The organism is Polynucleobacter sp. 31A-FELB (assembly GCF_018882405.1).
GTDB lineage: Bacteria > Pseudomonadota > Gammaproteobacteria > Burkholderiales > Burkholderiaceae > Polynucleobacter.
In genome coordinates, this window is the sequence record NZ_JACVOO010000007.1 from 84,890 (window position 1) to 99,654 (window position 14,765).

Sequence of the window (14,765 nt, forward strand, 5' to 3'; positions counted from 1 at the left end):
TATGGGCGCAATACCAAGACATGAAGAGCTAGCAACAAGAGAGGCTTGTCTAAGCGACTTCATACCATTTAATACTCCAATAACTGAGAGCATTGTTAAGAATAGTGATGGCTCGTATTTAGCTACATGGAGGCTTGACGGCATCTCCTTTGAGGCCCAAGACCCGGAGGACATTGAGCTGCGTCATGATGGCTTCAATAGCATGGTGCGAAGTTTGGGATTTGGTGTGGCGCTCTGGTCTCATAGAGTACGCCGCAAGATTAGCGACCGTCTTGAAACGGATTATGAAGAGCCTGTCGCCAAAGAGATTGCAACCAAATATTACCAAACCTTCCAGGGCTATCGAATGATGGCCAATGAATTTTATTTGACTTTAGTTTACAAGCCACCAAGAGCCAAACAGGCTTCCGAAGGATTATCAAGATTCTTTTCTCGTCAGGCAATGCGAAGCCTAGAACAGATTAGACATGATGAGGCTGAAGATCTAAAAAAGATGGCTGAATTCATTAACAAAATGAATTCTAGCCTTCGAGAATATGACCCTACATTACTGGGTGACTATGTTTATGAGGGCGATACTTTTAATAGACAAAGGGAGTTTTATGCCTATTTGGTAAATGGCTACTGGAAGCCCGTCAGGAGCGCTAGCTACCAGTCAATTTCTCAATCGCTGCCTACGACTCGCCAGTTTGTCCAGGACGAATTAATTGAGCTGCGCGGACCAAAAGGGTCTAAGTATGTAGCCCTACTAGATTTACAGGATTACCCGCCAGAAACATCGCCTGGAATTATTAATTTGCTTCTGTACTTGGATTATGAGTTCATTGAGACCATGAGCTTTACGATCATGAGCAAAAGGCAGGCTGAAGGAGCAATCAAGCTTCAGCAAAAACAATTGCGAGCATCCGAAGATATTGCTGCATCTCAAGTAGAGGCCCTCAATAGGGCGCTAGACGATTTGGGTGACGGGGTATTCTGTTATGGGGAGTTCCATTACAGCCTTGCGGTTTTTGGAGATTCGCCTGCAGCCGCAAGAAAAAACCTGTCCGGAGCAAGAACCACTCTAGAGGAGGCTGGCTTCCAAACTGCATTGATAGATCTACTCGCAGATGGAGCATGGTTTTCCCAACTGCCAGGCAATTGGAAGTATCGACCAAGAGAGGCTAAATTAACCAGTAGAAATTATTGCGGCATGAGCGCGTTTCATGGCTTTGCAATGGGGAAACGCAATGGAAACCCTTGGGGTGAGGCGGTAACAGTTTTGAAGACGCCTAACGGCAACCCGTACTACTTCAATTGGCACGCGACTCGTGATGATGTTGATAGTTTTGATGATAAAGCGCCAGGGAACACAACAATTATCGGGGCCACGGGTACAGGTAAAACAGTTGTAGAGCTCTTTCTCATGATGATGAGCCTGAAATATAAGCCAACCATTCTTTTTTGGGATAAAGATAGGGGTGCTGAGATTGCAATTCGTGCGTTGGGTGGAAATTACCGAACCTTTAAAAGGGGCGTTCCAACCGGATTAAATCCACTGCAGCTTCCAGTCAATCCGCAGAACACTGCCTATAACATTGAATTTATTAAAGAACGAGTGCCAAGAAGGGTAACACCCAAAGAAGAGGAGCAAATCACTGCGGCAGTAACCCAAGTTCTAAAAATGGAGATGAAGTTTAGGCGTCTCTCCATGGTTCACCAGCAGCTACCTAATACGGATGACGATGGCGTAGCCGCGCACTTGGCAAAATGGTGCGCTACTACAGGGGGTAGTTTAGCGTGGGTTGCGGATAACCCAGAGCTCACAATTGATTTTTCATCTGACCACCTATTGGGATTCGATGACACTGATTTACTAGAGTCACCAGAGGTGCTTGATCCTATTACCTCCATCTTGCTACACATGGGCAATTCATTGATAGATGGGCGTAGGTTCATGTATTTCATGGCTGAGTTTTGGAAGCGACTTGAGTTGCCAGCTTGTACTGATTTTGCTGTTAACAAGCAATACACCATTCGCAAGCAAAATGGATTTGGCGTATTTGATACCCAATCACCAGCGCAAATTTTAAAAACTCCTCACGTAGCGGCAATGGTTGAGCAAAGCGCAACACAAATATTTCTCCCCAACCCAAAGGCTAGCTATGACGATTATGTAAACGGCTTCTCGCTTACTAAGGCTGAGTTCGAAACGATTAAATCATTCGAACCTCATAGCCGACAAATGCTAATCAAGCAAGGTCATGGAACTGCGATAGTGACCCTTGACCTTGGCGGACTGGGTGAGTATCTAAATATATTGAGCTCCTCGACGGACAACCTAGCTGTGCTTGATGAAATTCGAGCTGAGGTAGGTGATGATCCCGAGATCTGGATGCCCATCTTCAAAGAAAAGATGGAGTTACGAAAAGCTATGGAGAAAGAAAAGAGTCTTCGTAAGCAATAAATCAGATGCAATAAAGACGTTAGCGCGGAGTATTTAAATTACTTGATAAGGATTTTCACTATGAAGTTTTGCACAAAAAAAAGTATTGTCAGAATAATTAAACCATTATTGCTTGCGAGCGTATTGTCGATGAGCGCACATTCACATGCGCAGGGAATCCCGGTATTTGACGCGGCCAACTACACCAATATGATTCAAACAATTACTGCATGGCAGCAGCAGATTGCGGCGATGAAACAGCAATACGACCAGTCTGTAACTCAATACCAAGCTCTTACAGGCATTAGAGGGTATGGCTCGTTGTTATCAAATCCACAGCTGCAGCAATTTTTGCCGGCAGATATTCGTAACGTATATACGGCGATCAACACTAAAAACCCCTGGATTACGTTAAATAGCGCCGCACAAGCAGCTAGGAATGCCAAGACAATTTTTAGTTGCGAGTCTGTTCCGGCTGGCATCCCAAGAAACACCTGCATGAGTAGCCTTAATAAGAACTTTGCTGACCAAGACTTGTTTCAGCAAGCTTATGAACAGGTTCAGTTACATGATAAAAAAATCGCTGACCTAATGGCTCAAATTAACTTTACTCAAGATCCTAAAGCTATCGCAGAATTGCAGGCGCGATTGACAGTTGAGCAATCATTTCAGCAGAACGCAATGGCCAAGCTAAGTATCGCAACTGAGTTAGCTAAGACTCAAACAAAGTTGATTGAGCAAGAGAAAAATGAATACATGCAAAGCGCAATGTCTCATACGGGTACCGTAAAGTTTCAGCCGCCAAACTTTTCACTTTCCAAATAGGGCGCTGATATGTCTACAACCTATAGCGCAGTAAGTGCAGGACTGGAGAATGCGGTCAACATTTATGTTAATCAAACTTCGACCGCAATCATCACAGCTATTACCCCTATTGTTGGCATAGGGGTAACAATCTGGATCATTAATTACGGTCTTGCGGTGTCGCGAGGTCAGGCTCAGGCTCCGGTAATGGACTTTACTTGGAAGGCAACCAAAATTGCCATGATCTTAGGGCTAGGACTTAGCGTTGGCACCTACCAGTCTCAGATAATTCCTGTGGTGAATGATGTTTTTTTAAGTCTCTCAAAAATTGTTTCGCTACAAGGATCTTCTAACTGCAATTTCAGTGCGAGCCAAGTTTTCCAAATGATTGACTGCAATGTCTCTAATCAAATGCGATTTCCAAAGGCGCTGTCAAACAGTATTGGGGGTGTTTTCGGAAGTCTCGGAATTGGCTCGACTTTCTTATTGGTTGTGTTATGGGTACTCCTCTCCATGGGGATTACCATTTTTTATATAATTCTGGGTGTTGAAGTTCTGTACTGCCATTTAGCCTTGCAGCTTCTGCTGGGCATTGGACCAATTTTTATTTGCGCCTTGGCCTTTGAGCCTACGAAAAAGTTTTTTGATGGATGGCTTTCAAAAATCGGTTACCTTTGCATCTTTTCAATGCTGATCTTTGCTTTCCTGGGCATGTCGATTTCAATTGTTGATTCAATACTTATGCAAGCAGCCCCAACAATTTTAACTGGCTCCAGCACTGATCTTGTGGATGCGCTACAGGGTCAGCAAATGGACCCTTTTGACTTTGTGCTCCAGGTTTTTTCACTATTCTTGATACTAGCCTGGATCGGGACACGTATTTCTGGCATCGCTTCTACTCTATCAAACTCTTCTGCCTCTGGTGGTTCTGTAGGGGCGTTTATTGGCGGCATGGCAACGCGAACAATATTGGGCAAGATTGGTAATGGTAGGCGTAAAACGCCAGAGGCCCCAGGGGGTGATAGCGGGGGAGGTAAGGGTGGTTCAATTGCCAATGCTGGCCCCGCTTCGCAATCAAGATCTGAGCGGATGGGGCAAAATCTTAGAAGAATTGCCACGCGGGGTAGGGCTATGATTCGAGATCGAAGTTAAGGCTTTTTTGGGGCTGCTGGCGCTGAAAATTCAATTGATTTTGTCGGCGTCTTGCCAAATAGAAAGTCTCGCGCCTTCTGCTGATCCTCGGATTGATTTTCTTTAGCCGATTTTTGATATGCTTTTACAGACTCTTCCTGCTTTTTAAGCTTTGCTTCATTGCTATCGTCACATCCAGCAAGAAGCAGTAATGGAAAGAGGGCGACAACAAGAGAGTTTTTGGTTTTCATTTTCTACCTTTATTGAATTGCGAATTAACTTTAGTATATTAACGCTTGGTTAACGCTTATTGTTGACAAGTTAAATCTTTTCAAATCTTATAGTAGGAGTTATTTTGAAGCAATTGGTTACTCTTTTAACTTTTTTGGCTGCTATTACGGTAGCCCATGCATCAGAGGCAGATCTAATCGGCACTTATGGCGTCATGGAAAAGAAGGGCCTTACGGAGCTTGTAAAAATAAGTAAGGTTGATGGCGCTTTTGTGTTGACGGAGAAAAATGGGAGGGGTGCATGGGTGCAATCAAAACAAACGCTCAAGCCAATTTCACGGTCAGAGTTTGAAAAACTGTTGAGGCACACCTTTACAGACTCTTTTGAAGGACTTGGCAATAGTTACGTGGCTATTTTCAAAGTGCCTACGAGTTTTCAAGAGGGAAAGTTCACTGCTAAAACGGGGTATTTTTTGTTTTTTGGATTGGGCCCTGTTGAGCTTCATAAACTCTAATAAATACTGTATAAATTATTGAATTTATTTGTGAGTGTAGTAAAATTATTCTCGTTAGATTACCAAACGTTAGCGCGTTGAACTTGATAGGATAAGCCTCTTGGCAATTCATTAAATATCAAAGCACTGATTTTTTAAATAGCGGTACCAACAGGGTTAGCGCCCTTCGCAATTAACTTGATGGGATTTTCATGGCCAGCAAAAAGCCTTTAGACGGTGAATTTTACGATGCGGCAGCTCACTGGGAAACCAGTCGCCAAGAGATGCTCGAAAAATCAGAGGGTAGGGCGTGGATTATTGCTCGAGTAGCTGTAGTAATTACCCTCTTATGCCTTATCGGGCTGTTGATAATGTTGCCGTTTTATAAGGTAATACCTCTTGTTTTCCAAGTGGACAAGACCACTGGTGAAACTCAATTAATTGATGCTACCGGTTCATCCACAGTACAAACAAACGAATTAATTGATAAGCACTACATAGCTGATTACGTTTCTTCTCGTGAGCGCTATGTTTGGACTCTACTGCAACATGACCATGATCATGTGATGAATTTATCGGATGAGCGAACCGGTAGGATGTATGACGCTCAATTTGAGGGAATAAATGCCAAGGATAAACGTCTTGGGTCGGATACGGATCAGCGCATAACACGCTTAACCGTTTCCCTTCCGCCCGGAGAGCCTGGTAAGGCGGTGGTTCGATTTGATCGCGTAACCAGACAGGGTGGTGTTGATAAGCCACCAGAGAAGTTAATAGCGACTCTTAGTTACGCCTATAAGCCACTAGCAAACAATGTTCAAACAGGTTTCGCTATTGATAACCCGTTAGGCTTTACCGTTAATGGATATGTCGTTGATGCCGAACTTACCGGCGTTGGACCCAAGGTGACCCCATGATGTCCGGGTCAATTAGATTGGCGCTGAACTCACCGAAATTATTAACAATTTTTTGCATGTCAATCATGCTGTTAATTGCCTCTCAAGTGGCTCATGCGCAAACCAGCCAACCCAAGAGTGAGGATGCAAGTGCACCAAAGAAAGAGGTTGCTGTAACCCCTAAAGTCGTTGTGATGGCGAAAAAGCCAAACTTAACCCCTGAAATTCCAAAAATCCTAAATGTCGACTATGACGCAGACTCGCAGTCTACGGTGGTGCCCGTTCTGACTAAATTGGGATTTGCAACGCAGTTATTTTTTGCGCCAGGGGAGCGAATTGAAGCCTGTGCTGCGGGCTCAACACCATGTGTTTTTGGTGGTGATTCTGACGGCTGGGTTTTGCTTGGGAAGGTAGGTGATGATTCGATAACTCTAAAGCCTGGCTTAGCTGCAGCTAATACCAATTTGTTGGTAAAAACCAATTTATATCGCTATGCATTTGATTTGCGAGTGCTTGGTGAAAAGGAAAAGCAAAATGGGAATTGGACCATTGCTTTTCAGCACTCATCTATAGAGCAGTCGCCTGCAGAAAAGGGCCGCGTCTTGTTAGATGAGCGCTTAAATAGCTCTGTACGCATCAAGCGTAATACGAATTACACAATGCAGAAAATCGAAGGTACCGAGGAAATTATTCCAAACCAAGTTTGGGATGACGGTCGGTTTACTTATATTCGAATTCCAAACAACCGCTCAATTCCTACAATTTTTAAAGTTGCGCCTGACAATCAAGAATCAATGGTTGAGTCGCATCTTGAAAATGATGTCCTGGTTGCTCACCAAGTAGCGCCGCGCTGGGTATTGCGCCTATCAAATCAAGTCGTTGGCATTTGGAATGAGAGCTACGATCCTGATGGCGTGCCTGCAGTAAACGGAACCACAATTCCAGGTGTGATGAGGGTTGTGAAAGGGGTCCAAAAGTGAGCGAGCTTAATCAAATTGAGTCCGGGGATCAGCCGCACGAAGAGGATGAGTACTTGGCCGGGGGAGGCAGATCCCATATTGGCTCAAATACTGCCCTTAAGCGCAAAACAAATGTTTGGAAGGTTGCTATCCCGCTAGTTTTCATAGCTTCTTTTATAGCTGGTGGATATTGGTTTTATCAAAAATCACGCGCCAATCATTTGGCCGCCTTAGGCAATAAGGCGAGTGAAGTAAATTCCAACAATGCTGCACCTGGTGCAACAGCAGGGCAACCAACAAGTACACGACGCACATTAGGGGTTGATTCCGATGGCTTTGGAGGCGCAACCCCACCAGGCCGTCAGCCAACTGAGCAGGGCAGTACGCAGGCCAAGGATGGATCAACTGCTCCTGGGGCTGGTGTTCCTGGACCGCTATCTTCTTCGCAAGCATTAAAACAAAGCGGCCCTGGACAGCCCTTAGCGCCAACCCCACCTTACGGGGCTGTTGACCCTAATGTACCAATGATTCCGCGATCACGATTTGATTCCCCGCTGGTAATGCAGGATGGTATTTCAGCCTCATCAGCCATGCCGGGTATGGCTGGGGCAAACAGAGGAGCGGTCTCAGCTGGCACTTCTCAGGGAGTCGGTGGGCTTGCGCAGCCTACGATGCCTGCTTTCCCTGATATATCAAAAATAATGCCAGCACAACCAACTCAACCTGTTGGTGCATTTGGTAATCAATTAACCCCTAGCAAAACACCAAAAGCCACAGCTACGTTACTAGGCAATCGCAATCTAATGTTGGCCAAAGGAGCTTCGATTGATTGCGGTCTTGACACCGCATTTTCTTCTGATGCAGCAAGTCAGCTGTCATGCACGGTTACGAAGAATGTGTATAGCGATGACGGAAAGGTTGTGTTAATCGACAAAGGATCAAAAGCAACCGGCGAATCCGGCACCAGTATTAAGCAAGGCCAAACACGCGTCTTTGTTTTATGGACGCGAATCAAGACCCCAACTGGGGTAGTGATTGATTTGGATTCTCCAGGAGCCGATTCGTTGGGTCGCGGCGGAATTTCCGGGGATGTCGACAACCACTTTATGGAGCGATTTGGCGCTGCTTTTCTCGTCTCCATGTTTCAGGATGTTGTGGGCTATGGCATTGCGAAAGCAAGCACTGGGAGCAATAGCACCAGCGTTATACAAAACACGCAGTCATCAGGAAACTCTTTAGCGACAGAGATTGTTCGTAATTCGATTGGAATTCCGCCGACACTTCAAAAGAATCAAGGCGATCGAATTTCAATTTCCGTGGCCCGTGACTTGGACTTTAGTAGTGTTTATGAGTTAAAGGCCAATTAATATGCGATATAAGTTTGAAGGATCTAACAATCGTATTGCAAGCCCATCAGACCATGTTTGGCAAAGTTTATTATGCAAGGCATATGAGGCTGGTGATCACCCGATTTGCCTTTGCAATGATCGCAATCCTCCGATGTACTTATCAAAATTTAGTGATGAATACGTTCTAAAGCGCATGCCTGGTACCGGGGCTTTACATGCCCCCCACTGCGACTCCTACGAGCCGCCAATTGAGCTATCGGGGCTTGGTGAGCTTTTGGGAACCGCAATTATCGAAAACACCAAGCTGGGTACTACAACACTTAAGATTGGCTTTCCACTGCGCAAAATGCCGGGTAGAGCAGCCCCAGTCGCCAATCCCGATGCATCAGTTTCTAGCGTTAAAGCCGAAGGGAAGCGATTAGGGTTTAGAAGCCTCTTGCAATATTTGTGGGCAGAAGCTGGCTTTAATCGATGGACTCCAAAGATGCAGGGTAAGCGTAATTGGGTAGTGATTAGAAAGTATTTAAATGAGGCGCTCAATGTATCTATGGTTAAGCACCTTTCTCTTTCTGAGTCATCTTTTTTGCCTCATAGATGGCTAGAAGAAACCGATCCTAAATTTATTGAAAATGAAATGCGCCGGAAGGAGCGATGGATTAAGGCTTCTCAGTTTGATTCTAATCAAAAGGAATTATTGCTTCTAATTGGAGAAGTTAAAAATATTTCCGAGTCTCGTTTTGGATACTCGATGGCGATTAAACAAATTCCACACATTCCTTTTTACATGGATGCAGATGTGCATCGAAAGCTTTTGAAGCATTTTGAGAGAGAGCTGACCCTACGCAATGCGTTTCCAGAGGGGCACCTAATGGTTATTGGCACCTTTGGAATAAATGATTCCTTGACGGCCAAATTTGAAGAACTTGCGTTAATGTATGTCGACCAAAATTGGCTACCAGTTGAGTCTATGGGCGATGCAGCATTAACAAGCTTGCTGGTAAAGCAGGAGCGCACCTTTGTAAAAGGAATGCGTTACAACTTAAGTATTCATAAGCCACTAGCAAGTGCAGTTCTATCGGACACAGGTCCAAAGCCAACGGCACTCTACCTGACGCCATCAGAAGTTAATCAGTCAAATTTCATCAACGAGCAAACCGAATTAATCGCCAATAGCGATATGGATAGCTGGATCTGGGAACTGAACGAACCGTTACCAAATCTTCCTCAATTACAGGGAAATTCATATTCAAACGAAGGAGCTGGTCATGAGCATTAATTTCAAATCAAGCCTATTAGCCTTTTTACTCTCTGCGTCAGCGCTTTTCCCGCAATTGGCAAAGGCTGACGACTGGGGTTGTCAAGTTGCGCTATGCATGGCCAATCCAGCTGGAGCCACAGCGGTTCCTGAGTGCGTTCCGGTTATGCAGCGTCTTTATGATGCGCTAAGAAATAAACGCCCTTGGCCAACTTGCGATAGAGCGCAAGCGCCTGCGCCACAGCAATTTTTTGTACCTCAAAACAACGGATCTGGCTCTCAGGGTTCCAATTCTCAAACACAACTTCCAACAGGTCAGCCATGAACAATGCCTCTAAACCAATTGATTCTCTTGGCAAAGATTCGATGGTCAAGCAATTAATGCTACCCCTGCAATCATATTTCAAGGATGGCGTTACGGAGATGGTTATTAATCGTCCTGGAGAGTTAGTTACTGAATCAGATAATGGTTGGGAGTTCCATTCGGTGCCTGGACTGACATTACTCCATCTAAGACAGCTTGCGCAAAGCATTGCTACCTTCACTGATCAAAAAATATCTTCATCACACCCAATTCTATCGGCCACGCTCCCGGGTCAAGAGCGCGTACAAATAGTAATGGAGCCAGCGGTTCCACCAGACTGCATTAGTTTTACAATTCGCCGCCCTCAAATGAAGGTAATTCCCATGTCAGCATATGTTGATGGAGGATATTTTGACGATACTTTTTGGAGCAAGCCAGAGGGCAACATTGAGAAGCTTGACCCCAATAGTCAGAAGCTAATGAAATTACTTGAAAGCAAATGCTTTCCTGAATTCTTAAAGGCGTCTGTGGAAAACCACTTAAACGTTGCAGTGGTTGGCGATACAGGCTCTGGCAAAACCACTTTTATGAAATCACTCTGCCAATATATCCCGAGCTGGGAGAGGGTGATCACCATTGAAGATGTTCGAGAGCTGTTTATGGAAGATAAAGCAAATCAAGTCAATTTACTTTACTCAAAAGGTGGTCAAGGTAAGGCAAACGTTACCCCCGCAGATTTGATTGGTAGCAATATGCGCATGAAGCCCGATCGCGTTCTTCTTGCTGAGTTACGCGGGTCAGAGAGTTACGACTTTCTTAAGCTCTTGACCACGGGCCATAGTGGCTCATTGACTTCATTCCATGCTGAAAGCTGCCCAACAGCAATCCCAAGGTTTGTCTTCATGGCAAAGGAGCACCAGGAAGCCGCTGCATATACCCAAGCCGAAATCGCGAAATTATTTTTAATGACGATCGATGTTGTAGCTCATGTGCAAGCTCGATTTATTTTTAAAGGCGATCAGCTAATTGGGAAGAAAAGGGTGATGACCGAGATTCATTTTGATCCGTTTAAGAAGCGTGAGTTGGCTTATGGTCATTAATGGGCGTATTAACGACATTTGACAAAAATTTTTAATAGGAAAGCTGTAGGTATTGCCAAGTATTTTTTTATGAGTGAAAATAGGTGTATGCGTTAGCGCGCACCATAACTTGATAGGATTAACATGTCTGTTTTTTATAAGCAGTTCGCTTCTATTGTCATTGAGCGTTTGCTATTACTATGCTTTGCCAGCATGGCGGTTTTAGCTATTGCCGGCTGCTCAAGCGGTCCTAGACCGGTCTTACTGCCTGATGGGCAAGCGCGGATCGCCATAAATGAACCCATCAACACAATCCCTTCAACGGAAGTTCCTGATTTAACTCTTGAGGACTCGCCAGCTGAAGTGCAGGTGAGGCTTGCAGCTGTCTCAACAATCCCGAAGGCCAATATCGTAATTCCAGTAACGCCAGAGCCTGAGCAGATTTGGCAGCTCAAAAAGGGAGAAACCATTCGATCCGAGCTTACCAAGTGGGCGAAGGATTCGAATTGGTCACTGGTTTGGCAGTTCGATAAAGACTGGGTAATTCCTTCTAACTCAGAATTTACTGGCAGCTTTGATATCGCCGCCGCCAAAGTGATTGAAACACTTTCCTCCAATGGAATTCTTATTCACGCTAATTTCTATAGCGCAAACAAAACTTTAGTAATTACAGGCCCGGGAGTCACGCCACAATGAGAAATTACATTTCAAAAACTAAAAAATCAGTACTATTGGCCTCGCTGTTAGTTGGCTGTGTCTTTATTACTGCTTGCTCAGGCTTTATTGGGGTCAAAAATAATCAGCGTCAGGCTGAATATGAAGAGCAAATTGCAAAACAGGGCAATGTTGATCCCGCAAGACCTGTGGTGATTAAATCAACTGGGGCTTACCTTGCTGGAGAGAAAATTACAGTTGCAGAGCAGTTGTCGCCGCTTCTTAAAAAGAAGGTGGTTTACAAACCGAGTCGCTCCGTAATGTTGCCTGACGTTGCTCATTGGATTAGCGAAGAATTTAATATCGTTGTGGATTTAACGGGATTGCAGGTTAATACGACGACCCAATCCACCGGCACATCTATGCCTGGAGCGCTTAACACCAGCGCATTGCCAAGCGCTGCTACAGCGCTTGCTTCCAATCTATCGGGGGGCGCTGGCTTGCCGGCTCCGCTTGGTGTTTCTGCGCCCGCAAGTAATACCGGCGGCGTTTTTCAAGCTCCAACGAATACGCAGTTAGCGCGCCTGCCATTACAGATTCCAATGAATCTGAATTACGAGGGCACCTTAAACGGTCTTTTAGATCAGTTGGCGCAAAAGACTGGGGTGTGGTGGAAGTTTGCAGATGGTAAGGCCATGTTCTTTCGTAGCGAATCAAAAACTTTTTATCTTCCAACTATTGCCCGTAGCTTTAAGGGTAGCTCAACCATCACAACTACCTCAGCTTCAGTTTCAGGATCATCAGGCTCTGGTGGTGCCAATGTCTCAGGGGGAGCAAGCAGCTCTTCTGGTGCTGAGAGCACTTCCCGTTATGACGTAGATCTTTGGAAGGATATTGAAACCACTGCCAAGGTCGTGGGTAAGGGTGCTGAAGTAGCTATTAATGCTGCCGCTGGCTCCATTACGGTGACTGGTTCGCCCGCAGAAGTTCGTCATATGGAAACATGGGTAAAGACCTTATCTGACCAGTTGTCCCAACAGGTTCAGATTGACGTCAACATCTATACGGTTGCGGTTAATAGTGAAGAAAACTACAGCTGGAACCCTAGTGTGATTTTTAAATCAGCTGGCAATCTGGGTTTTAACGTTACCGGCGTTCAAACCCCAGCAGTGATTGGCGGCATGACGCCATTTAATATTGGTGCATCAGTCATTAATTCATCGAATTATGCTGGATCTACCGCGGCTCTAAATGCGCTATCAACAATTGGTAAGGTGACTGAAAAACTCCATCAGCAAGCAATTGCAATGAATGGTCAACCAACACCGGTGCAATTGGCAAGACAGCAAAGCTACCTTGCCTCATCTAATTCAACAACGTCTGCCAACGTGGGCACTACAACGTCACTTACGCCAGGGACCTTCACAGTTGGTTTCACGGCGATGTTTGTGCCGCGCATCATAAACGGCAAGATTGTGCTGGCCATGACGATGACCAATAGCGCATTAGTCTCCCTTAAGACGGTCACCAGTGGCTCAGGTTCTTCGCAAGCCTCTATTCAAACACCCGACATTGATACCAGCACTTTCCAAAATACGGTGACTTTAACGCCTGGCGATGCTTTGCTTCTCACCAGCCTTACCAAAGAGACTGGCTCAAACCAAAACTCAGGAATCTTTTCTCCTTTCTTCTATTTGCTCGGAGGTGGATTTGACTCGACTGCAGGCAAGCAAATTATGGCCATCGTTGTTACAGCGAAAGTACTTTAATGAAACTCTCTCTTATTCCAAAAAACAAAATTATTGGCTTCGCGCTAGTTATAGTGATTTGCTCCATTCTTGCTGCTGCCATATATTTGTATAGTAGTGTTGACAAGCCGACTCAAAAGAGGCCGCAGAGCGTAGTACAGTCAGGAGGGCTTGTCCTTACTCAAGTCCAAACTGATGCAAAGGCGGCCATGGATTTAAGCCCAGAAACCTCGGCTAATGTCCCGGCTACAAGCAAGCCTGAAGCATCAGGTTTAGCCAAGAATGAAGAAGTGGTGAAGACCGCTACACAGCCGGGCCAGGACGGAGTGGGGACTGTGGCGAATAAAAAAGCCTCTGCTGCTATAGGTTCTCCAGACGCTAAATCCTCTACGCCTGCCGATTGGGCTGCCCCAACTTTAGGTGATCTAGAAAAACTGCGTTCTGAAAATGCCATGCTTGCCGAGCAACTAAAAAATGCCGAGCTCAAAACAAAAATTGCTAAAGAAGGTAGTGTCCCAGGCATCCCTGGGGCACCCAATCCCAACGCAGCGCAAAGCCCAGGCCCCACTAACTCAGCGAGAGGACCTCGCGTTCTAATGATTGCCGGTGGCGAGAATAATTACCGTGCCAATGTATCGATGCCAAATGGCCAGACTATTACAGCATCAGTAGGAACTGTTATTGCTGGCTATGGCGTAGTTAGCGCCATCACACCAAATGAAGTGCTGTTTGGCTCGGGTAAGGCCAAACGATCTATACCCTTGGTTGGTAATAGCGCCAACTCTGATTTTGTCATGGGGCAATAAGAATGATTAAAAAATTACGCTTAGAACATTTTTGTATCGGCATTATTTTTAGCGCTTTGTTTGCTGGACATTCCTATGCCAATTCTTCATCAGAGGAAAGCATTGATATTTATACCGTTGGCTTTTCCATCCATCAGGATGGAAAAGAGCGAATAGCTTATTCAGAGACAAGGCTTGCAGATGGACGTGCCAGCCTCGTTGAAAATGGCACCACCCCGCATTACCTTACGGGCTCTACCACAACCATTAGGCCTGACGGTAGCATCCAAAATGATGCTATTGCCCAAAAAGTTTTTCTTGGGGATCGGGTTTTGCTTAGCCTTGGACCCGCAAGCACTTCTCCATCTCAATTCATGGTTCTGGATGTTGACTACACGCTTTCAGAATTAAAAAGCTTGGGTGAATTTCATGGGGGCGATGGGGTAATTCAATTGCCAGATGTTGAAACATTTCATCATATTTCAAACATGGTTGTTGCTCTAGATAGCACCTATAAATTGGGGTCTATAAAAAAAGCGAATGGTTCTTTAGTCGAAATATCGGCAAAAGTGCATCAGGAAGTTAACCCTAAAGCAGCTCTTGAGCAACCCTCAATCTTTCACTAACTTTTATTTTCTTATCAACAAGGGAA

15 protein-coding genes are annotated in these 14,765 nt (G+C 45.1%); 14 read left to right on the forward strand and 1 reads right to left on the reverse strand.

Going from position 1 to position 14,765, the window contains the following annotated elements:
- Position 1: 1 nt before the first annotated feature.
- The 3 genes from ICN30_RS06220 to ICN30_RS06230 are packed head-to-tail and all read left to right on the forward strand — an operon-like array spanning position 2 to position 4,381.
- Positions 2-2,446 (forward strand): VirB4 family type IV secretion/conjugal transfer ATPase, encoded by a 2,445-nt coding sequence (locus ICN30_RS06220; protein ID WP_216274095.1) that lies wholly within the window; start codon positions 2-4, stop codon positions 2,444-2,446.
- Positions 2,447-2,506: 60 nt separating this feature from the next.
- Complete coding sequence (gene virB5, locus ICN30_RS06225; RefSeq protein ID WP_255533138.1) at positions 2,507-3,250, forward strand: P-type DNA transfer protein VirB5; 744 nt, start codon at positions 2,507-2,509, stop codon at positions 3,248-3,250.
- A gap of 9 nt (positions 3,251-3,259) precedes the next feature.
- A complete protein-coding gene (locus ICN30_RS06230) occupies positions 3,260-4,381 on the forward strand; it encodes a type IV secretion system protein (protein WP_216274100.1) in 1,122 nt (373 codons plus the stop codon).
- Here the strand turns inward: ICN30_RS06230 and ICN30_RS06235 are convergent.
- Positions 4,378-4,611, reverse strand: a complete 234-nt coding sequence (locus ICN30_RS06235) for a hypothetical protein (protein ID WP_216274102.1) — start codon at positions 4,609-4,611, stop codon at positions 4,378-4,380. The genes ICN30_RS06230 and ICN30_RS06235 overlap by 4 nt on opposite strands.
- A 104-nt stretch (positions 4,612-4,715) precedes the next feature.
- On the opposite strand from ICN30_RS06235, the gene ICN30_RS06240 reads away from it, so the two are divergent.
- The 11 genes from ICN30_RS06240 to ICN30_RS06290 all read left to right on the forward strand — a co-directional run bounded on the left by ICN30_RS06240 (position 4,716) and on the right by ICN30_RS06290 (position 14,739).
- Complete coding sequence (locus tag ICN30_RS06240) at positions 4,716-5,105, forward strand: hypothetical protein (RefSeq protein WP_216274104.1); 390 nt, start codon at positions 4,716-4,718, stop codon at positions 5,103-5,105.
- 191 nt (positions 5,106-5,296) lie between these two features.
- Positions 5,297-6,001 carry a virB8 family protein gene (locus ICN30_RS06245; protein WP_216271984.1) on the forward strand — a complete coding sequence of 235 codons (705 nt, stop codon included), beginning with the start codon at positions 5,297-5,299 and terminating at the stop codon, positions 5,999-6,001.
- A gap of 56 nt (positions 6,002-6,057) precedes the next feature.
- Positions 6,058-6,960 (forward strand): TrbG/VirB9 family P-type conjugative transfer protein, encoded by a 903-nt coding sequence (locus tag ICN30_RS06250; RefSeq protein WP_216274106.1) that lies wholly within the window; start codon positions 6,058-6,060, stop codon positions 6,958-6,960.
- Positions 6,957-8,306 (forward strand): type IV secretion system protein VirB10, encoded by a 1,350-nt coding sequence (gene virB10, locus ICN30_RS11750; RefSeq protein WP_216274108.1) that lies wholly within the window; start codon positions 6,957-6,959, stop codon positions 8,304-8,306. Before ICN30_RS06250 ends, virB10 begins: the two co-directional genes overlap by 4 nt.
- A 1-nt stretch (position 8,307) precedes the next feature.
- Positions 8,308-9,564, forward strand: a complete 1,257-nt coding sequence (locus ICN30_RS06260) for a DUF1173 family protein (RefSeq protein WP_216274110.1) — start codon at positions 8,308-8,310, stop codon at positions 9,562-9,564.
- Positions 9,554-9,868 carry a hypothetical protein gene (locus ICN30_RS06265; RefSeq protein WP_216274111.1) on the forward strand — a complete coding sequence of 105 codons (315 nt, stop codon included), beginning with the start codon at positions 9,554-9,556 and terminating at the stop codon, positions 9,866-9,868. The genes ICN30_RS06260 and ICN30_RS06265 overlap by 11 nt, the downstream gene beginning before the upstream one ends.
- A complete protein-coding gene (gene virB11 / locus ICN30_RS06270) occupies positions 9,865-10,947 on the forward strand; it encodes a P-type DNA transfer ATPase VirB11 (RefSeq protein WP_216274112.1) in 1,083 nt (360 codons plus the stop codon). Before ICN30_RS06265 ends, virB11 begins: the two co-directional genes overlap by 4 nt.
- Positions 10,948-11,070: 123 nt before the next feature.
- The gene (locus ICN30_RS06275) at positions 11,071-11,622 is read left to right on the forward strand and encodes a toxin co-regulated pilus biosynthesis Q family protein (RefSeq protein WP_216274113.1); all 552 of its coding nucleotides are present in this window, start codon (positions 11,071-11,073) and stop codon (positions 11,620-11,622) included.
- On the forward strand, positions 11,619-13,349 hold the full coding sequence (locus ICN30_RS06280) for a hypothetical protein (protein ID WP_216274114.1): 1,731 nt from the start codon (positions 11,619-11,621) through the stop codon (positions 13,347-13,349). Before ICN30_RS06275 ends, ICN30_RS06280 begins: the two co-directional genes overlap by 4 nt.
- The gene (pilP, locus tag ICN30_RS06285) at positions 13,349-14,134 is read left to right on the forward strand and encodes a type IV pilus biogenesis protein PilP (protein ID WP_216271976.1); all 786 of its coding nucleotides are present in this window, start codon (positions 13,349-13,351) and stop codon (positions 14,132-14,134) included. Before ICN30_RS06280 ends, pilP begins: the two co-directional genes overlap by 1 nt.
- Positions 14,135-14,136: 2 nt before the next feature.
- Complete coding sequence (locus ICN30_RS06290; protein ID WP_216274115.1) at positions 14,137-14,739, forward strand: hypothetical protein; 603 nt, start codon at positions 14,137-14,139, stop codon at positions 14,737-14,739.
- The last annotated feature ends 26 nt before the right edge of the window (positions 14,740-14,765 follow it).

Coding starts and splice junctions, on each gene's coding strand:
- ICN30_RS06220 (WP_216274095.1), top strand. CDS start 2: ATGGGCGCAATACCAAGACATGAAGAGCTAGCAACAAGAGAGGCTTGT.
- virB5 (WP_255533138.1), top strand. CDS start 2,507: ATGAAGTTTTGCACAAAAAAAAGTATTGTCAGAATAATTAAACCATTA.
- ICN30_RS06230 (WP_216274100.1), top strand. CDS start 3,260: ATGTCTACAACCTATAGCGCAGTAAGTGCAGGACTGGAGAATGCGGTC.
- ICN30_RS06235 (WP_216274102.1), bottom strand. CDS start 4,611: ATGAAAACCAAAAACTCTCTTGTTGTCGCCCTCTTTCCATTACTGCTT.
- ICN30_RS06245 (WP_216271984.1), top strand. CDS start 5,297: ATGGCCAGCAAAAAGCCTTTAGACGGTGAATTTTACGATGCGGCAGCT.
- ICN30_RS06250 (WP_216274106.1), top strand. CDS start 6,058: ATGTCAATCATGCTGTTAATTGCCTCTCAAGTGGCTCATGCGCAAACC.
- ICN30_RS06260 (WP_216274110.1), top strand. CDS start 8,308: ATGCGATATAAGTTTGAAGGATCTAACAATCGTATTGCAAGCCCATCA.
- ICN30_RS06265 (WP_216274111.1), top strand. CDS start 9,554: ATGAGCATTAATTTCAAATCAAGCCTATTAGCCTTTTTACTCTCTGCG.
- virB11 (WP_216274112.1), top strand. CDS start 9,865: ATGAACAATGCCTCTAAACCAATTGATTCTCTTGGCAAAGATTCGATG.
- ICN30_RS06275 (WP_216274113.1), top strand. CDS start 11,071: ATGTCTGTTTTTTATAAGCAGTTCGCTTCTATTGTCATTGAGCGTTTG.
- ICN30_RS06280 (WP_216274114.1), top strand. CDS start 11,619: ATGAGAAATTACATTTCAAAAACTAAAAAATCAGTACTATTGGCCTCG.
- pilP (WP_216271976.1), top strand. CDS start 13,349: ATGAAACTCTCTCTTATTCCAAAAAACAAAATTATTGGCTTCGCGCTA.
- ICN30_RS06290 (WP_216274115.1), top strand. CDS start 14,137: ATGATTAAAAAATTACGCTTAGAACATTTTTGTATCGGCATTATTTTT.